The sequence below is a fragment of the Pseudoalteromonas luteoviolacea genome, assembly GCF_001750165.1.
Lineage (GTDB): Bacteria > Pseudomonadota > Gammaproteobacteria > Enterobacterales > Alteromonadaceae > Pseudoalteromonas > Pseudoalteromonas luteoviolacea_G.
This window is the reverse complement of record NZ_CP015411.1, coordinates 4,543,013-4,563,020: the sequence shown is the minus strand read 5'-3', so window position 1 is coordinate 4,563,020 and position 20,008 is coordinate 4,543,013. Positions and strand designations below refer to the sequence as shown.

Sequence of the window (20,008 nt, the reverse complement as noted above, 5' to 3'; positions counted from 1 at the left end):
TATTGCTCTTTAAAAATTTGGAAAGCTGATAATTAAATTCTCGAATAACAAGTAATTGTTATTCAGAGTTTTCGAAAGAAAATGCCGATTAATCATTTAGTTGATTAATTAGCGTCTACTTTAGTATTACTTAACTTCTGGCGAAGTTAAAACTGTCTTTGACTTACAACTGGCTGAAATATGCCGTAGGTTCAAAGTTATTTATTCTGAGGCGAAGCCGCCGAAGATGTTGTCGCCGGGAGCATAGCTCGTCTATGTGACCAAGCAATATCTGATGGCAATGAAGCATTCAGGATAAAGAACGACGAAACTACTTTGGGTTGTATGGTTAAGTGACTAAGCGTACACGGTGGATGCCTTGGCAGTTGGAGGCGATGAAGGACGTACTAACTTGCGATAAGCTAAGTCAAGCCAGTAAGAGGCACTTGAGACTTAGATTTCCGAATGGGGAAACCCACCGCACAGCGGTATCTTACAGTGAATACATAGCTGTAAGAGGCAAACCGGGAGAACTGAAACATCTAAGTACCCCGAGGAAAAGAAATCAACCGAGATTCCGAAAGTAGCGGCGAGCGAAATCGGATTAGCCCTTAAGCTTCAGTGTAATTAGTGGAACCTTCTGGAAAGTTGGACGACACAGGGTGACAGTCCCGTACACGAAAATTTATCTGAAGTGAAATCGAGTAGGTCGGAGCACGTGAAACTTTGACTGAATATGGGGGGACCATCCTCCAAGGCTAAATACTCCCAACTGACCGATAGTGAACCAGTACCGTGAGGGAAAGGCGAAAAGAACCCCTGTGAGGGGAGTGAAATAGAACCTGAAACCGTGTACGTACAAGCAGTAGGAGCCCCTCGAGGGTGACTGCGTACCTTTTGTATAATGGGTCAGCGACTTATATTCTGTAGCGAGGTTAACCATTTAGGGGAGCCGTAGCGAAAGCGAGTCTTAACTGGGCGCTTAAGTTGCAGGGTATAGACCCGAAACCCGGTGATCTAGCCATGGGCAGGTTGAAGGTCAGGTAACACTGACTGGAGGACCGAACCCACTAACGTTGAAAAGTTAGGGGATGACCTGTGGCTAGGAGTGAAAGGCTAATCAAACCGGGAGATAGCTGGTTCTCCCCGAAATCTATTTAGGTAGAGCCTCGGACGAATACTTACGGGGGTAGAGCACTGTTAAGGCTAGGGGGTCATCCCGACTTACCAACCCTTTGCAAACTCCGAATACCGTAAAGTAATATCCGGGAGACACACGGTGGGTGCTAACGTCCATCGTGGAGAGGGAAACAACCCAGACCGTCAGCTAAGGTCCCAAAGTGTATGTTAAGTGGGAAACGATGTGGGAAGGCTAAAACAGCTAGGAGGTTGGCTTAGAAGCAGCCATCCTTTAAAGAAAGCGTAATAGCTCACTAGTCGAGTCGGCCTGCGCGGAAGATGTAACGGGGCTAAACATACCACCGAAGCTACGGCTGCATACATTAGTATGCGGGGTAGGGGAGCGTTCTGTAAGCGGCTGAAGGTGAACTGTAAGGTTTGCTGGACGTATCAGAAGTGCGAATGCTGACATGAGTAACGATAATGCGGGTGAAAAACCCGCACGCCGGAAGACCAAGGGTTCCTATCCCATGTTAATCAGGGTAGGGTGAGTCGACCCCTAAGGCGAGGCTGAAGAGCGTAGTCGATGGGAAACGGGTTAATATTCCCGTACTTGGTATAAATGCGATGGGGGGACGGAGCAGGCTAGGCAAGCATGGCGTTGGTTGTCCATGTGAAAGGCTGTAGGCTGGTGACTTAGGAAAATCCGGGTCGCTAAGGCTGAGAGTCGAGACGAGCCACTACGGTGGTGAAGTTGTTGATGCCCTACTTCCAGGAAAAGCCTCTAAGCTTCAGTTTATATCGAATCGTACCCTAAACCGACACAGGTGGTCAGGTAGAGAATACTAAGGCGCTTGAGAGAACTCGGGTGAAGGAACTAGGCAAAATTGTACCGTAACTTCGGGAGAAGGTACGCTCTTGTTTGTGAAGGATTTACTCCGTAAGCAAACGAGAGCCGCAGTGACCAGGTGGCTGGGACTGTTTATTAAAAACACAGCACTGTGCAAAATCGTAAGATGACGTATACGGTGTGACACCTGCCCGGTGCCGGAAGGTTAATTGATGGGGTTAGACTTATGTCGAAGCTCTTGATCGAAGCCCCGGTAAACGGCGGCCGTAACTATAACGGTCCTAAGGTAGCGAAATTCCTTGTCGGGTAAGTTCCGACCTGCACGAATGGTGTAACCATGGCCACGCTGTCTCCACCCGAGACTCAGTGAAATTGAAATCGCAGTGAAGATGCTGTGTACCCGCGGCTAGACGGAAAGACCCCGTGAACCTTTACTACAGCTTGGCACTGAACATTGACCCTACATGTGTAGGATAGGTGGGAGGCTTTGAAGCACAGTCGCTAGATTGTGTGGAGCCGACCTTGAAATACCACCCTTGTAGTGTTGATGTTCTAACTTAGGTCCCTAATCGGGATTGAGGACAGTGCCTGGTGGGTAGTTTGACTGGGGCGGTCTCCTCCCAAAGAGTAACGGAGGAGCACGAAGGTTGGCTAAGTACGGTCGGACATCGTACGGTTAGTGTAATGGTAGAAGCCAGCTTAACTGCGAGACAGACACGTCGAGCAGGTACGAAAGTAGGTCATAGTGATCCGGTGGTTCTGAATGGAAGGGCCATCGCTCAACGGATAAAAGGTACTCCGGGGATAACAGGCTGATACCGCCCAAGAGTTCATATCGACGGCGGTGTTTGGCACCTCGATGTCGGCTCATCACATCCTGGGGCTGAAGTCGGTCCCAAGGGTATGGCTGTTCGCCATTTAAAGTGGTACGCGAGCTGGGTTTAGAACGTCGTGAGACAGTTCGGTCCCTATCTGCCGTGGGCGTTTGAGAATTGAGAGGGGCTGCTCCTAGTACGAGAGGACCGGAGTGGACGAACCGCTGGTGTTCGGGTTGTTATGCCAATAGCATTGCCCGGTAGCTACGTTCGGAATCGATAACCGCTGAAAGCATCTAAGCGGGAAGCGAGCCTCGAGATGAGTTCTCACTTTAACTTAGAGTTAACTGAAGGGCCGTTGAAGACTACAACGTTGATAGGCGAGATGTGGAAGTGCTGTGAGGCATTGAGCTAACTCGTACTAATTACCCGTGAGGCTTAACCATACAACGCCAAAGTGGTTTTAAGCTTGTTAGAAGTTAAGAATAAAAAGTAGACGATAAGAATTTAATTACGCTTCCAGATTTTAGTAAGGTGTTTTAAACATCTTGCACACAGAATTTCCTGGTAAACATAGCATTTTGGAACCACCTGACCCCATGCCGAACTCAGTAGTGAAACGAAATAGCGCCGATGATAGTGTGGGGTTTCCCATGTGAAAGTAGGACATTGCCAGGGCCCAATTAAAGAAACCCGTTGCAGAAATGCAGCGGGTTTTTTGCGTTTAAGTCCCTCGTCAACAGCTAAAACGGCTTATTTCACCTTGCGCAAAAAGAGCGCTCTCACTGCGTTCGCTGTCGCTAACCTTTTGCACGATAATCACCTTGCGCAAAAAGAGCGCTCTCACTGCGTTCGCTGTCGCTAACCTTTTGCACGATAATCACCTTGCGCAAAAAGAGCGCTCTCACTGCGTTCGTTGTCGCTAGCCTTTTGCACGATAATCACCTTACGCAAAAAGAGCGTACTCACTGCGTTCGTTGCCATTAACCTTTTTCACCATGTCGTCCTGAACTGGTTTCAGGATCCATGGTTTGCTTGTTTTGACTCAGTTGTTACGCTTATAGGGGGGATTGATTATCTCTTGTTAAAATGGGTCATTTCACCTTGCGCGAAAAGAATGGCAGCGCTGTGCGCTGTGTCATAAACCTTTCGCACGATATTCACCTTGCGCAAATTGAACGCACTCGCTCTGCTCGCTGTCGTTATATTTTGCACGTTAATCACTTTGCGCAAAAGGAATGTACTCACTGCGTTCGTTGTCATTAATCTTTTTCACTATGTCGTCCTGAACTGGTTTCAGGATCCATGCTTTGCTTGTTTTGAATTGGTTGCTACGTATAAAGAGAGGTGTTGATTATGTTTAGTCAAAATGGGTCACTTACCTTGCGCAAATTGAACGCACTCGCTGCACGTTAATCACCTTGCGCGAAAAGACTATTCGCGCTTTGTATAGTGTCATTTATCTTTTGCTCGTTACTAGCTAATCACGGGTATCCACCATCGAACAAACATTTCATTTATTGGTCGAAATGGTACAGGGAAATATGCGACTATGTTAGGCTTGTGATCATCTCTTTCAAAACCGGTTGATGAAAACCATGAGCCATATATATATCGATTGGTTTTCATTGAAGTTTTATACGTACAATTGAATTCCGCGTAAGTAGAGGGAGGGACTGTATAAGTTTCAAACCCTTTTATTCTGTCTCGACTTGATGTCTCAATACCTAAAACATCCAAAAATTCATTCTGTCCTTTACTTTCTTTTCGAAAATAAGCAGTAAGTAAAGAGGTGTTTGTGATCGGGCATGGCCTACCGTTATTTAGTTGAATAAGCTTTTAATAGGCTTTTGAACTCAAAGTTTTTGCTTTTACCTATTAAATTGAATTCTGGCACCTTAATTATTTTGTAATTCATACATTCACCTGCTTTATTGTCTTCGGGGGGGCAAACTCTCTTATATGAAGAAAGCGAATTACCTTCTATACGAGCATTACTCGGGTTTATTCCATGTATATCTCTATACGCACGAGTAAAAGCATTTGGGGATTTGTAACCGAACTTGTCGGTGCAAGTAACCTTAAAAGTAGCAAAGAACATGCGATGAAAGTGGTATTTCGAACAACATGCAACCTTGGCTATCTCTTCAATAGTGAGATCGCTATCTAAGTTGCTTTCGATATATTCAATTGCCCAATTCATTCGCTGTGACCAAGTCATTAAACAGGCCTTCTCTTGAGCTGTCATAGTATTTAATTACTAAAGTATCTGTCTCACCTTTTCTTGCTATTTTAAGTTGTCAAAATAAAACACCGGTATAGGACTGAGCTCGACTAATCTGTTAAGTAAGTTGATGTAAAGTTTTTGCATATTCATAGATTAAGGTTCGTCATCATAAGAACCCAAAATAATATATCTGCAGCCATTAGGGTCACCGAGCCCAATCAACTCAACTTTGTTGGTTCACCTTACAAAGCTGATTAATCTTCCTAGTTAATTACTACGAAATGTAGCGTCAACTAATGATTTTATTTAATTCGGAACCGATTTCTGAGTGTTGGATATCTTTACTTTTCATGGTAGGGCCTTGAGTGTAGTTGTACTAGATTATGAAGGTTGTGGAGAGAGTTAGCTAATATAAGAGGCTGCGATTAGGGGGCTCTAAATTGTCTGGCTTTTAAAGGGAAGACTTGACTGAATTAAGGGGGAGTAAACTATCTTTGATAGTCAGATAGTCAGATAGTCAGATAGTCAGATAGTCAGATAGTCAGATAGTCAGATAGTCAGATAGTCAGATAGTCAGATAGTCAGATAGTCAGATAGTCAGATAGTCAGATAGTCAGATAGTCAGATAGTCAAGCGTTTAGCTATTTTACACTACATTCAACACTTTTGTTTCTATCTAACCTTTTTAAGGCTTATTCAAATATTGTTTTAATAAGCATGTTATCCACAGTCTAATGTGTGTAACGTGTGAATGTGTCGTGCATATTTTGAGGTTAACTAACTAAATAAATTTATTCAAAAAAAAGCGGAAAAAACGCTTGCGCCAATCTCAAATCTCCCTATAATGCGCACCCACTGACACGGCGGGATGCGAGAGAAAACGCAAACCAAAGTAAAGGTTAAAGTTAAATTGAAAGATTAATTAAAAAATTAAATTTTCTAGTTGACTTTAAAAGTGAAGCGGTTAATATGGCGCTCCACTTCGCAGCAACGCTGCGGTAACTAACCAAGAGTTAGTTACACTGTTCTTTAAAAATATGAAGCAATCATCTGTGTGGGCACTCGTACAGATTGAGTTCTAACAGCTCTTGATTCAGGAGCAAAAGAATTAGAATCTCAATTTTACTGAGTGACTATAACAGTCAATTCGATTTATTTCTTTTATAAGAAATTATCAATCAGTATTCATTGAGTCAGGTACTTGGTACCAAAAAACTTTTAATTGAAGAGTTTGATCATGGCTCAGATTGAACGCTGGCGGCAGGCCTAACACATGCAAGTCGAGCGGTAACATTTCTAGCTTGCTAGAAGATGACGAGCGGCGGACGGGTGAGTAATGCTTGGGAACGTGCCGTAAGGTGGGGGACAACCATTGGAAACGATGGCTAATACCGCATAATGTCTACGGACCAAAGGGGGCTTCGGCTCTCGCCTTATGATCGGCCCAAGTGGGATTAGCTAGTTGGTAAGGTAATGGCTTACCAAGGCGACGATCCCTAGCTGGTTTGAGAGGATGATCAGCCACACTGGAACTGAGACACGGTCCAGACTCCTACGGGAGGCAGCAGTGGGGAATATTGCACAATGGGCGCAAGCCTGATGCAGCCATGCCGCGTGTGTGAAGAAGGCCTTCGGGTTGTAAAGCACTTTCAGTAAGGAGGAAAGGTTAGTAGTTAATACCTGCTAGCTGTGACGTTACTTACAGAAGAAGCACCGGCTAACTCCGTGCCAGCAGCCGCGGTAATACGGAGGGTGCGAGCGTTAATCGGAATTACTGGGCGTAAAGCGTACGCAGGCGGTTTGTTAAGCGAGATGTGAAAGCCCCGGGCTCAACCTGGGAACTGCATTTCGAACTGGCAAACTAGAGTGTGATAGAGGGTGGTAGAATTTCAGGTGTAGCGGTGAAATGCGTAGAGATCTGAAGGAATACCGATGGCGAAGGCAGCCACCTGGGTCAACACTGACGCTCATGTACGAAAGCGTGGGGAGCAAACAGGATTAGATACCCTGGTAGTCCACGCCGTAAACGATGTCTACTAGGAGCTGGGGTCTTCGGACAACTTTTCCAAAGCTAACGCATTAAGTAGACCGCCTGGGGAGTACGGCCGCAAGGTTAAAACTCAAATGAATTGACGGGGGCCCGCACAAGCGGTGGAGCATGTGGTTTAATTCGATGCAACGCGAAGAACCTTACCTACACTTGACATACAGAGAACTTACCAGAGATGGTTTGGTGCCTTCGGGAGCTCTGATACAGGTGCTGCATGGCTGTCGTCAGCTCGTGTTGTGAGATGTTGGGTTAAGTCCCGCAACGAGCGCAACCCCTATCCTTAGTTGCCAGCGATTCGGTCGGGAACTCTAAGGAGACTGCCGGTGATAAACCGGAGGAAGGTGGGGACGACGTCAAGTCATCATGGCCCTTACGTGTAGGGCTACACACGTGCTACAATGGCAGATACAGAGTGCTGCGAACTTGCGAAAGTAAGCGAATCACTTAAAGTCTGTCGTAGTCCGGATTGGAGTCTGCAACTCGACTCCATGAAGTCGGAATCGCTAGTAATCGCGGATCAGAATGCCGCGGTGAATACGTTCCCGGGCCTTGTACACACCGCCCGTCACACCATGGGAGTGGGTTGCTCCAGAAGTAGGTAGCTTAACCTTCGCGGGGGGGCGCTTACCACGGAGTGATTCATGACTGGGGTGAAGTCGTAACAAGGTAGCCCTAGGGGAACCTGGGGCTGGATCACCTCCTTAACGATTTAGAACAGATTTGTTCGAAGTGTCCACACAGATGATTGTTAGTTAGCTTTTAAAGCTAATTAATATTGCTCTTTAAAAATTTGGAAAGCTGATAATTAAATTCTCGAATAACAAGTAATTGTTATTCAGAGTTTTCGAAAGAAAATGCCGATTAATCATTTAGTTGATTAATTAGCGTCTACTTTAGTATTACTTAACTTCTGGCGAAGTTAAAACTGTCTTTGACTTACAACTGGCTGAAATATGCCGTAGGTTCAAAGTTATTTATTCTGAGGCGAAGCCGCCGAAGATGTTGTCGCCGGGAGCATAGCTCGTCTATGTGACCAAGCAATATCTGATGGCAATGAAGCATTCAGGATAAAGAACGACGAAACTACTTTGGGTTGTATGGTTAAGTGACTAAGCGTACACGGTGGATGCCTTGGCAGTTGGAGGCGATGAAGGACGTACTAACTTGCGATAAGCTAAGTCAAGCCAGTAAGAGGCACTTGAGACTTAGATTTCCGAATGGGGAAACCCACCGCACAGCGGTATCTTACAGTGAATACATAGCTGTAAGAGGCAAACCGGGAGAACTGAAACATCTAAGTACCCCGAGGAAAAGAAATCAACCGAGATTCCGAAAGTAGCGGCGAGCGAAATCGGATTAGCCCTTAAGCTTCAGTGTAATTAGTGGAACCTTCTGGAAAGTTGGACGACACAGGGTGACAGTCCCGTACACGAAAATTTATCTGAAGTGAAATCGAGTAGGTCGGAGCACGTGAAACTTTGACTGAATATGGGGGGACCATCCTCCAAGGCTAAATACTCCCAACTGACCGATAGTGAACCAGTACCGTGAGGGAAAGGCGAAAAGAACCCCTGTGAGGGGAGTGAAATAGAACCTGAAACCGTGTACGTACAAGCAGTAGGAGCCCCTCGAGGGTGACTGCGTACCTTTTGTATAATGGGTCAGCGACTTATATTCTGTAGCGAGGTTAACCATTTAGGGGAGCCGTAGCGAAAGCGAGTCTTAACTGGGCGCTTAAGTTGCAGGGTATAGACCCGAAACCCGGTGATCTAGCCATGGGCAGGTTGAAGGTCAGGTAACACTGACTGGAGGACCGAACCCACTAACGTTGAAAAGTTAGGGGATGACCTGTGGCTAGGAGTGAAAGGCTAATCAAACCGGGAGATAGCTGGTTCTCCCCGAAATCTATTTAGGTAGAGCCTCGGACGAATACTTACGGGGGTAGAGCACTGTTAAGGCTAGGGGGTCATCCCGACTTACCAACCCTTTGCAAACTCCGAATACCGTAAAGTAATATCCGGGAGACACACGGTGGGTGCTAACGTCCATCGTGGAGAGGGAAACAACCCAGACCGTCAGCTAAGGTCCCAAAGTGTATGTTAAGTGGGAAACGATGTGGGAAGGCTAAAACAGCTAGGAGGTTGGCTTAGAAGCAGCCATCCTTTAAAGAAAGCGTAATAGCTCACTAGTCGAGTCGGCCTGCGCGGAAGATGTAACGGGGCTAAACATACCACCGAAGCTACGGCTGCATACTTTGTATGCGGGGTAGGGGAGCGTTCTGTAAGCGGCTGAAGGTGAACTGTAAGGTTTGCTGGACGTATCAGAAGTGCGAATGCTGACATGAGTAACGATAATGCGGGTGAAAAACCCGCACGCCGGAAGACCAAGGGTTCCTATCCCATGTTAATCAGGGTAGGGTGAGTCGACCCCTAAGGCGAGGCTGAAGAGCGTAGTCGATGGGAAACGGGTTAATATTCCCGTACTTGGTATAAATGCGATGGGGGGACGGAGCAGGCTAGGCAAGCATGGCGTTGGTTGTCCATGTGAAAGGCTGTAGGCTGGTGACTTAGGAAAATCCGGGTCGCTAAGGCTGAGAGTCGAGACGAGCCACTACGGTGGTGAAGTTGTTGATGCCCTACTTCCAGGAAAAGCCTCTAAGCTTCAGTTTATATCGAATCGTACCCTAAACCGACACAGGTGGTCAGGTAGAGAATACTAAGGCGCTTGAGAGAACTCGGGTGAAGGAACTAGGCAAAATTGTACCGTAACTTCGGGAGAAGGTACGCTCTTGTTTGTGAAGGATTTACTCCGTAAGCAAACGAGAGCCGCAGTGACCAGGTGGCTGGGACTGTTTATTAAAAACACAGCACTGTGCAAAATCGTAAGATGACGTATACGGTGTGACACCTGCCCGGTGCCGGAAGGTTAATTGATGGGGTTAGACTTATGTCGAAGCTCTTGATCGAAGCCCCGGTAAACGGCGGCCGTAACTATAACGGTCCTAAGGTAGCGAAATTCCTTGTCGGGTAAGTTCCGACCTGCACGAATGGTGTAACCATGGCCACGCTGTCTCCACCCGAGACTCAGTGAAATTGAAATCGCAGTGAAGATGCTGTGTACCCGCGGCTAGACGGAAAGACCCCGTGAACCTTTACTACAGCTTGGCACTGAACATTGACCCTACATGTGTAGGATAGGTGGGAGGCTTTGAAGCACAGTCGCTAGATTGTGTGGAGCCGACCTTGAAATACCACCCTTGTAGTGTTGATGTTCTAACTTAGGTCCCTAATCGGGATTGAGGACAGTGCCTGGTGGGTAGTTTGACTGGGGCGGTCTCCTCCCAAAGAGTAACGGAGGAGCACGAAGGTTGGCTAAGTACGGTCGGACATCGTACGGTTAGTGTAATGGTAGAAGCCAGCTTAACTGCGAGACAGACACGTCGAGCAGGTACGAAAGTAGGTCATAGTGATCCGGTGGTTCTGAATGGAAGGGCCATCGCTCAACGGATAAAAGGTACTCCGGGGATAACAGGCTGATACCGCCCAAGAGTTCATATCGACGGCGGTGTTTGGCACCTCGATGTCGGCTCATCACATCCTGGGGCTGAAGTCGGTCCCAAGGGTATGGCTGTTCGCCATTTAAAGTGGTACGCGAGCTGGGTTTAGAACGTCGTGAGACAGTTCGGTCCCTATCTGCCGTGGGCGTTTGAGAATTGAGAGGGGCTGCTCCTAGTACGAGAGGACCGGAGTGGACGAACCGCTGGTGTTCGGGTTGTTATGCCAATAGCATTGCCCGGTAGCTACGTTCGGAATCGATAACCGCTGAAAGCATCTAAGCGGGAAGCGAGCCTCGAGATGAGTTCTCACTTTAACTTAGAGTTAACTGAAGGGCCGTTGAAGACTACAACGTTGATAGGCGAGATGTGGAAGTGCTGTGAGGCATTGAGCTAACTCGTACTAATTACCCGTGAGGCTTAACCATACAACGCCAAAGTGGTTTTAAGCTTGTTAGAAGTTAAGAATAGAAAGTAGACGATAAGAATTTAATTACGCTTCCAGATTTAAGCATTGTGAATAGATAAACTCTTATGAGACATCAATTCACCTTGCGCAAATGAAATGACAAAAAGACATCATTAACCATTTGCACGACAAGAATTTCCTGGTAACCATAGCATTTTGGAACCACCTGACCCCATGCCGAACTCAGTAGTGAAACGAAATAGCGCCGATGATAGTGTGGGGTTTCCCATGTGAAAGTAGGACATTGCCAGGGCCCAATTAAAGAAACCCGTTGCAGAAATGCAGCGGGTTTTTTGCGTTTAAGTCCCTTAGCAGCGGTTAAACTCGCTTATTTCACCTTGCGCAAAAAGAGCGCTCTCACTGCGTTCGCTGTCGCTAACCTTTTTCACCATGTCGTCCTGAACTCGTTTCAGGATCCATGCTTTGCTTGTTTTGACTCAGTTGTTACGTGTAAAGAGAGGTGTTGATTATGTTTAGTCACAACGGCTCACTTCACCTTGCGTATTCAACGCGTTCATTGTCGCTAACCTTTTGCACTCTAGACCCTGAAGCGATATATGGACTCCACCACATCTCACATACAGTGTAATGTGGTGTCGACCAAAACAAAGGAGTCCATATATGAATAATCGTAACGTGATTGCACTCGATCTGGCAAAAAATATTATCCAAGTCGCAAAAGTCTCTAAACATGGCGAAATTGTTTTTAATAAAGCACAGTCTCCATCTAAAGTTCGCCAAATACTCGCTAACTCTTCCCCTAGCATTGTGGCAATGGAGGGATGTGGCAGCTTTCATTATTGGGGACGGGTTGCGCAATCCTATGGTCATGAAGTGAGAGGGATGTCTCCGAAACATGTTAAGCCTTATATAAGCAAACAAAAAACAGATGCCAATGATGCTATCGGGATTGCGATTGCTGCTATACAACCAAATATGTCCTTTTCTCCAGTAAAAAATATAGAACAGCAAATTCTCCAAACGCTCACTGTGAGTCGTAAATTTTTAGATAAACAGCTGACACAACTCGGTAATCATATTAGGGCCCTATTTTATGAATATGGCATCACTATTCCTCGCTCCAAGAAAGCATTGAAAAGGGTTTTAACTGAGCGTAATGATTTACCAGAGGTATTATTGCCATTACTTAGTGTCTTAAAAGCTCAGTACCAGCACATAGAGCAATCCCTAAATGATGTCACTAAAAACCTAGAGCTGCTTGTTTCTCAAAATGAGCAATGCCAACGTGTTATTGCGCTTGAAGGTGTAGGTGTTTTAGGCGCAGCGGGGCTAATCGCCAGTTTGAGTCAAACGAAGCATTTTAAAAATGGACGATGTGCTTCAGTATATTTAGGCGTCACCCCAAAACAATTTAGCAGTGGCGGTAAAACTGTGATGCTGGGGATTGATAAATGTGCTGGAGATAAACAGCTAAAGTCCTGTTTATTTTTGGGGGCATTGTCATACATTTCTAATCTGCCGGAAAAGCCCAAGACATTGAAGCAGCAATGGCTGTTAAAGTTAGTTGCTCGTTCAGGTGTAAAGCGAGCTTGTATTGCGCTGGTGAATAAAAATATCAGAACTGCTTGGGCAATGCTGAAACAAGGTACGAATTACCAACCCGCAATGATTTAAAAAACATTTTAAAAAGAGTTCGACAACAATGTAATTAAAAGGTAAGACCAACCTTCTGAAAACCTGTCTGAACTTGAAGTGAGAATACACTAACGAAGCGTTTAGGACAGAAGGTGCGAATAAATCAAAGGTTAGAGAGTAGCGCTCTCAAAAGAAACCGTATATACGCAAGCATCTTTAATTTTAAAAAACATGTTGTCAAACAAGTGGAGTCCATATACGAGTTCAGGGTGACGGATAGGTTGAGTGCAGTGTTTGGTTAAAACGGCTCCCTTCACCTTGCGTAAAAGAAATGTACTCACTGCGTTCGTTGTCATTAACCTTTTTCACCATGTCGTCCTGAACTGGTTTCAGGATCCAGGCTTTACTTTTTTGATTCGGTTGCTGCGCTTGTAGGGGGGGGGATTGATTATCTCTTGTTAAAATGGGTCACTTCTCCTTGCGCGAAAAAGAGTGGTGCGCTTCGCGTGCTGTCATTAACTTTTGATTTTACTTGCATAAAATTTCTGTTAATTGCACTTTGTACTCTACTTCATGTCTAAATTTGCTATCAAATGTTTAAATTTATAGTTATTTTTTTTAAGTTAACCATTGTTTTTAATGGTTTTATTTTTGTTTTTAGAGGGGTTTAATCTCTCGTTTATATTGTTTTTATAGCAATTATTTAAATTTATTTATTTTCTTAAATTTAATTGAAAGTAATATTAAATGCTGCTAGTTTAACTGTAATCAACAAGGAGAAAATAAAAATGTTATTAAAACTAAAGAAAAAAAATATCAAAGTAATCAGTCATGATAAGGCAAATGTACCAGCACAGATGACTCCGCAGATTGCCGGTGGCTTTTTTAAAACATGGGAATGTACAGGTACAAGAACATGTCCAGGTACTTATACTACAAGTGCTTGTTAAAATATTGAGTAGATGAGCTATATAAAGTAGCTCATCTAGAAAATTAGGTTGAAACATTATCTTCCACGTAGTAGTTAATTCTCCTAATAGTGTCTTCCCCCACCTGTCCTAAACTACACTTACTATGATGTGTTTTATTGATATGCTATATAAGGCTCTAGTTTGAAGTGATATTAAATGCAGAGCAATTATAAAACCTTAATCTATTATTGGCATAAATATACTGATAATTTGGTTTTATAAAAGGAGAGTTATATATTCTATAAATTTTTAGTATCGTTTTTGGTCGCTGTACTGTGTTTTTTATCTTTAAGAGTAAGCTTGAAGCGGTGTGCAGTAAGAGTGACTTGACTAATCCCTTTCATAATGTTGCTTGGCTAAGCAATTAACCATATCTTCAGCAATCTCTCATTTAGCTCAAGTATTCGGCGTTAAGGATTGCGATTTAATTTTAACTGTATATACTCACAGTAAATGCACTGTATGGAAAACCAGTTATATGCGACCTTTAACTAAACGACAAGAACAAGTATTCGAACTTATCAAAGTTTTTATTAAAGACACAGGCATGCCGCCGACTCGAGCAGAAATTGCGGAATCTTTGGGTTTTCGTAGTGCAAATGCGGCTGAAGAACACTTAAAAGCACTTGCCAAGAAAGGTGTGATAGAAATGGTACCTGGCGCAAGTCGAGGTATTCGCTTAGTTGAAGCTGATGAGCCAGAGCAGCTGGGTTTGCCATTAGTTGGTCGTGTTGCAGCTGGTGAGCCTATTTTAGCCCAAGAGCATATTGAGAATCATTGCAAAGTTGATCCTAGTATGTTTCAACCATCAGCTGATTACTTACTTCGTGTAAATGGCATGAGTATGAAAAATATTGGCATAATGGATGGTGATTTACTCGCGGTACATCGCACGCAAGTTGCTAATAATGGACAGGTTGTTGTTGCACGTGTTGAAGAAGATGTGACGGTGAAACGTTTTGAAAAAGTTGGTAGAAAAGTTTTCTTACATGCAGAAAATGAAGACTTTTCACCTATTGAGGTCGATTTAGAGCAAGAAGTTTTTAATATTGAAGGCCTTGCTGTAGGTGTGATCCGCGGTAACCTTTAAAGCAGCCTATTTTTCTAAGCTGGGGTTTCAAGCTCCAGCTTCACTATCCAATGCTGTCTTTTTTAATCTTTAGAACCCTTTTAAGCTATACTTCCATATCATACACTTACGTTACATAAATATAACATTGGCTTTGTGGCTACGTGCTTGTTAAGCAAAAATAAAAAATTATTTTGCACTAAATCCATGATTCGCAGTCTGAGCTAGTCGTCTTAATTTAAAGAACAACATTAATTTGTATTCATGAGTTACATTTGATTTCAAAAGAGATCAAAGGCTTTCTTGTGATTGTGATAAAAACACTGGAAATGAATAGAATATGGAGCAGCCTATGACTTGGTTTAAAGTAGCATTAATTGCGGCTTTGGTTTGTATTGTGTCCGCTTGTGCATCAAGTTCAAATAATACACGTTCAGGTTTTTTACCTAACTATGATGTATTACTTCCCTCTGATGATTATGAAGACACTAACTTATTTGTAGATAGCACTTTTAACCGTGAAGCTTTAAGTAAAATTAAGGTGCTTTATATACCTCAGTTTGAAGTGTGGATTAACGCTTCTGAATCCGAGTTTTTAAATATTAACCCCCGGCATGTTGCTAAGTTAAGTCATTACATGCAGTCTCAAATGCAAGATAAATTGAGTCCTTACTATCAAGTGGTGACCACAAAACCTGCAAGTGCAGATGACACTGTGCTGACAATTGAAGGTGCTTTCACAGACGTACAATTTGAACCCATTTCATTACAGGTAAGAGATTTTGTGCCTATCCGGCTAGTGTATAACGCGGGTAAAACTGCCTACTTAGCCGCAACAGAGCAAACAGAGGCTCTAACCCATGTTTCTCTTGAGTCCGCATTTTATTTGGGAAGTAGTCAAAATCCAGTTGTGATGATGACAGCACACAAAGAATTAGATGCTGTACTAAAGGCCGATGGTACTGAGAACGTTGAAACGGTTAAGGCTGTGCTTGACGTATGGATAAATAATTTTGTTACTGCGATGACTAAACATCGTAATGTTCAGTAAATCTAAAGGAGCTTTTATGAAGATAATAAAAGGCAAGCAGCTAGGTGTTATGGCAATATTTTGCTTGGCGTTAATTGGTTGTTCAGAGCAAAAGTCAGAGCAAGAACAATCAGAGCAGCTTCGTCCAGTGCGGACATTATTACTTTCTTCACAAGTTGATGGCCCTTTGGTGGAGTTCCCTGCGGTAGTTGATGCTGCGTCTTCGGCGGACCTATCATTTAAAGTGCCAGGTGAAGTTATAGAGTTGCTGGTAAAGCAGGGGCAAGAAATTCAGCTTGGTGATGTTATTGCTAAGTTAGATGCAACAGAATACAAACTTTCTTTAGATGAAGCGCAGGCTAATTATAATAAAGCGCAGGCTGATTTTAGTCGTGCTAAGCAACTTATTAAATCTGGTACGATCTCGCAATCTGACTATGACCAACTACAGTCTCACTTTACGAGTGCAAAAAGTAAATTGGCGAATGCAAAAAATAACTTATCCTACACCAGCTTAAAAGCATCATTTTCAGGGGTTGTTGCACGCACGTATATAGAGCGTTTTGAAGAGGTGCAAGCTAAGCAAGTTGTTGCGACATTACAAGATATCAAGCATGTCACTCTTAAGGTCAATGTACCTGAGAGCTTAATGATTAAAGTCTCAAAAGATGCGCCGAAGCACATTATCGCCGAGTTTTCAGGGATCCCTGATAAAACATTTCCATTAGATTTTGTCGAAGTGAGCACACAGGCTGATGAGGTAACTAAAGCTTATGAAGTCACTCTCAGCATGACGCGTCCCGAGGGGTATAATATCTTGCCAGGTATGACAGCAAAGGTGCTTGCTAAGGGTGCTGATGTGAATAAAAGTGGCCTATATCTACCAATAAAAACGGTGCTTAAAGATGCATCCGGTAATTTTGTTTGGTCTGTTGAGTCTGTAGGTGCTGGCAAAGGAAAGATTAAGAAAAATCCTGTCGTGATTGGTGAGGTTTCCACGCTAGGTTTCCCTGTTATTAGTGGTGTCTCTGAAGGTACTTACATTGTTACTGCTGGCATGAGTAAAGTGAGCGAAGGCCAACTTGTAAAGTTTAACAAGGGGGCGCAGTGAATATAACCAGACTGGCATTAGAAAATAACCGGACAACATGGGTACTGATAGCGGCACTGTTGTTTTTTGGGATCATCTCCTTTAATAAAATGCCAAAGGATTACGATCCTGGCTTTATTATTAGAACAGCACAAGTGGTTACATACTTCCCTGGAGCAAGTCCACAGCGAGTGGAAGAGCTTGTCACTGATCAAATCGAAAAGGTCGTACAGCAGATCCCTGAACTGGATTTTGTCAGTAGTACCTCAAAAACAGGCGTATCTATCGTTAGCGTTAATATCAAAGAAAGCTATAAGAATATGCGGCCTATTTGGGATAATTTACGGCGCAAGATCCAAAGTATTGAGAAGGATTTACCCAGTGATGCACATACTCCTATTGTAAACGATGAATTTGGTGATGTATTTGGAATTGTCATTGGGCTTACTGCTGAAGGCTATACTTATCGTGAACTAGAAGATGTCGCTGAACAGGTAAGAGACACCTTGCTGCGCTTACCTGAGGCTGCAAAGGTTGAAATTTTTGGTAACCAAGAGCAGCGTGTATTTATTGAATTTGAAAATGCGAGGCTTGGTGCTCTCGGTATTTCGCCTAACCAGCTGAAAGAACAACTTGCATCACGTAATATAGTGAACCCAGGTGGTTCGATTTATATTAATGATGAGACCCTCGCGCTTGAGCCGAGTGGTAATTTTGAGTCAGTAGAGGACATTGCCAATACCATCATCAATGTACCTGGTAGTGAACAGGTATTGCTACTTTCAGATATTGCTGTTGTCTATCGTGATTATGTTGACCCTGCCAAGTCTAAAGTACGAGTTGGTTTGGATGAAGGCTTAACGATTGCTATCTCAATGCGTCAAGGCGGTAATAATATTGCATTGGGCGAGCAAGTGTTAGAATCCCTGAACTATTTAGAGAGTGTCTATCCCATTGGGGTTGAGTTTAAGTTGCTCTCTTTCTTACCTAAAGAAGTTGAACAGAAAGTCAGTGACTTTGTCTCAAACCTTTTGCAAGCGGTATTGGTGGTCACCTTAGTGATGTTATTCACTTTGGGTTTTAGAACGGGCCTGATTGTTGCCAGTCTGATTCCAATGAGTATGGTTTTTGGTATTTTGGTGATGTCATTTTTCCATATCAGCATAGACCAAATCTCATTAGCGGCATTAATCATCGCGCTCGGCATGTTAGTTGATAATGGCATTGTGATGTCTGAAAACATTATGGTGCAAATGGAGCGTGGTAAGGCTGCGATAGACGCCGCGGTGGATTCTGCCGATGAATTAAAAGTGCCTTTGTTAGTATCCTCATTGACAACAGGTGCCGCCTTTTTACCTATCTTTTTAGCTGAATCATCGACAGGTGAATACACGGCTTCATTGTTCAAGGTTGTGACCATTACTTTGCTATGTTCATGGTTGCTGGCGATGACGATGATCCCTATGTTATGTGTGTATTTTACACGCGTGAAATCACAAGCTGCTGATTACAACTCTGGCGTTTACTTAACTTATAAAAACCTTTTAACCATGATGATACGCCATCGTTGGATCACGTTAATGACATGTGTGGCTGCATTTTTTATTGCACTGCAAGGCATGCAGCTAATTCCTAAATTATTTTTCCCACCTTCAGATCGGGACTATTTTAAAGTTGAGTTAGAGCTGCCTATCGGTACTCGGTTAGAAACTACCGAAGCGCTTGTAAAAGACATGGAAGCTTATATTCAAAGCGAGTTATTGGTATCAAATGAGCGCCCCGAGGGGGTTACGCAGTGGGTTAGTTATGTTGGTAATGGTGGCCCGAGATTCTTATTAACTCATACGCCAGAGCCAACAAGTTCAAACTATGCGTTGATGATTGTCAGTACCACTTCTTATCAATTGATTGATGCTTTAATGCTGGACATTGAACAGTATGCGTTAAGTCGACACCCTGACTTATTGATTAAGCAGCGAAAGATTGAAAATGGTGCACCGATAGCTAACCCAGTTGAAATCCGGCTCTCTGGTGACGATCAAGATACCTTGATGGCGATTGTCGATCAGTTAAAAGGACAAATGGCGGCGACTCCGGGGCTTAAAGCAATTAGTGATGATTGGGGCCTACCAAGTAAAAAGGTGCAGATTAAAATTAATCAAACACGTGCACGGCGTGTGGGTGTATCGAGCAAAGATATCGCAAGTTCATTACAAACTGGCTTTAGTGGCTTGGAGCTCACACAATACCGCGAAGGCAATGAGTTAATACCTGTTACCTTGCGCTCTGTAGCCGCGGATAGAGATGACATTGGCAAATTGGAAGCCATGATGGTTTACTCACAGGCGACTGGTGCATCGGTTCCTTTAAAGCAGGTAGCAGATATTGAGGTGGTTTGGGAAAGTGCTCAGATCTTGCGACGCGACCGTTTAAAAACCGTTGCAGTGGGTGCACAGCTCGATGGCATTACAGCGAACGAAGGGTTTGCAGCATTAGTGCCTTGGTTGGAAGCGCAAAAGCAAAGCTGGCCATTTGGATATTCATATGAATTGGGTGGGGAGGCTGAGTCTTCAGGTAAAGCCAATCAGTCTATTGCAGATAAAATGCCGATAGCGGTATTTATTATCGTTATCTTGCTGATAGGTCAATTTAATTCTATTCGTAAATCCATTATCGTACTGACGACGATCCCATTGGGATTTATTGGCGTGATCTTAGGTCTACTAGTAGGGCAATCATTTTTTGGCTTTATGACTTTACTCGGTATTATTTCATTGGCGGGCATAGTGATAAATAATGCGATTGTATTGTTGGAGCGGATCAAAATTGAGCTTGAGAATACACCAAATAACCCTGTTGAGGGGATTATCTCAGCTGCACAGCAACGTATGCGACCGATTTTGTTGACGACTGCGACGACCGTGTTTGGTCTTATTCCATTGTATTTGGGTGGGGGAGAAATGTGGGAGCCGATGGCACTTGGGATCATGGGCGGTTTGCTGTTTTCTACCTTACTAACGCTGGGTATTGTTCCAGTACTCTATGCGTTATTTTATAGAATAAAGGTCCAAAACTAGTGGTGATATGGCGTTTTCACCGTTTTAATGGTGAACGCCAGTAAAAGCCTGTTAATGAATGTAACCCTTAAGTTTTCGTTCAGCATAGTGAGCAGAATATGAACACACAGGCT

General features: G+C 43.8%; 9 protein-coding genes and 5 rRNA genes. 11 read left to right on the top strand and 3 right to left on the bottom strand.

Annotated features, from left to right (window positions below):
- Positions 1–326 precede the first annotated feature (326 nt).
- Positions 327–3,209 (top strand): 23S ribosomal RNA (locus S4054249_RS19530).
- Positions 3,210–3,326: 117 nt separating this feature from the next.
- Positions 3,327–3,441, top strand: a 5S ribosomal RNA gene (gene rrf / locus S4054249_RS19525).
- A 183-nt stretch (positions 3,442–3,624) separates the two neighbouring features.
- Here rrf (S4054249_RS19525) and S4054249_RS27175 read toward each other — a convergent pair.
- The 3 genes from S4054249_RS27175 to S4054249_RS19520 form a co-directional block, all read right to left on the bottom strand.
- Positions 3,625–3,747, bottom strand: a complete 123-nt coding sequence (locus S4054249_RS27175) for a hypothetical protein (protein ID WP_256370534.1) — start codon at positions 3,745–3,747, stop codon at positions 3,625–3,627.
- A gap of 492 nt (positions 3,748–4,239) precedes the next feature.
- A complete protein-coding gene (locus S4054249_RS27325; RefSeq protein ID WP_430522135.1) occupies positions 4,240–4,503 on the bottom strand; it encodes a GyrI-like domain-containing protein in 264 nt (87 codons plus the stop codon).
- A 79-nt stretch (positions 4,504–4,582) separates the two neighbouring features.
- Positions 4,583–4,984, bottom strand: a complete 402-nt coding sequence (locus S4054249_RS19520; RefSeq protein ID WP_145925057.1) for an AraC family transcriptional regulator — start codon at positions 4,982–4,984, stop codon at positions 4,583–4,585.
- A 1,225-nt stretch (positions 4,985–6,209) separates the two neighbouring features.
- Here S4054249_RS19520 and S4054249_RS19515 point away from each other — a divergent pair.
- From S4054249_RS19515 to S4054249_RS19480, 9 genes are all read left to right on the top strand, one after another.
- Positions 6,210–7,744, top strand: a 16S ribosomal RNA gene (locus S4054249_RS19515).
- 395 nt (positions 7,745–8,139) lie between these two features.
- Positions 8,140–11,021, top strand: a 23S ribosomal RNA gene (locus S4054249_RS19510).
- A gap of 179 nt (positions 11,022–11,200) precedes the next feature.
- Positions 11,201–11,315 (top strand): 5S ribosomal RNA (rrf, locus tag S4054249_RS19505).
- The 16S, 23S and 5S rRNA genes sit together here, the layout of an rRNA operon.
- A 368-nt stretch (positions 11,316–11,683) precedes the next feature.
- Positions 11,684–12,697 carry an IS110 family transposase gene (locus S4054249_RS19500; protein WP_069949078.1) on the top strand — a complete coding sequence of 338 codons (1,014 nt, stop codon included), beginning with the start codon at positions 11,684–11,686 and terminating at the stop codon, positions 12,695–12,697.
- Between the two features lie 749 nt (positions 12,698–13,446).
- Entirely contained in the window at positions 13,447–13,608 is a 162-nt protein-coding gene (locus tag S4054249_RS26660) for a hypothetical protein (RefSeq protein ID WP_155401391.1), read from the top strand.
- 499 nt (positions 13,609–14,107) lie between these two features.
- Positions 14,108–14,719 carry a transcriptional repressor LexA gene (gene lexA / locus S4054249_RS19495; RefSeq protein WP_046356938.1) on the top strand — a complete coding sequence of 204 codons (612 nt, stop codon included), beginning with the start codon at positions 14,108–14,110 and terminating at the stop codon, positions 14,717–14,719.
- A 331-nt stretch (positions 14,720–15,050) separates the two neighbouring features.
- Positions 15,051–15,749: a DUF3313 family protein gene (locus S4054249_RS19490; protein ID WP_046356952.1), complete on the top strand. Its 699-nt coding sequence runs from the start codon at positions 15,051–15,053 to the stop codon at positions 15,747–15,749.
- A 16-nt stretch (positions 15,750–15,765) separates the two neighbouring features.
- Positions 15,766–16,839, top strand: a complete 1,074-nt coding sequence (locus tag S4054249_RS19485; RefSeq protein ID WP_052961029.1) for an efflux RND transporter periplasmic adaptor subunit — start codon at positions 15,766–15,768, stop codon at positions 16,837–16,839.
- Positions 16,836–19,895 carry an efflux RND transporter permease subunit gene (locus S4054249_RS19480; protein WP_046356939.1) on the top strand — a complete coding sequence of 1,020 codons (3,060 nt, stop codon included), beginning with the start codon at positions 16,836–16,838 and terminating at the stop codon, positions 19,893–19,895. The genes S4054249_RS19485 and S4054249_RS19480 overlap by 4 nt, the downstream gene beginning before the upstream one ends.
- Positions 19,896–20,008: the final 113 nt, after the last annotated feature.

Coding starts and splice junctions, on each gene's coding strand:
- S4054249_RS19490 (WP_046356952.1), top strand. CDS start 15,051: ATGACTTGGTTTAAAGTAGCATTAATTGCGGCTTTGGTTTGTATTGTG.
- S4054249_RS26660 (WP_155401391.1), top strand. CDS start 13,447: ATGTTATTAAAACTAAAGAAAAAAAATATCAAAGTAATCAGTCATGAT.
- S4054249_RS19485 (WP_052961029.1), top strand. CDS start 15,766: ATGAAGATAATAAAAGGCAAGCAGCTAGGTGTTATGGCAATATTTTGC.
- S4054249_RS19520 (WP_145925057.1), bottom strand. CDS start 4,984: ATGACTTGGTCACAGCGAATGAATTGGGCAATTGAATATATCGAAAGC.
- S4054249_RS19500 (WP_069949078.1), top strand. CDS start 11,684: ATGAATAATCGTAACGTGATTGCACTCGATCTGGCAAAAAATATTATC.
- lexA (WP_046356938.1), top strand. CDS start 14,108: ATGCGACCTTTAACTAAACGACAAGAACAAGTATTCGAACTTATCAAA.
- S4054249_RS27175 (WP_256370534.1), bottom strand. CDS start 3,747: ATGGCAACGAACGCAGTGAGTACGCTCTTTTTGCGTAAGGTGATTATC.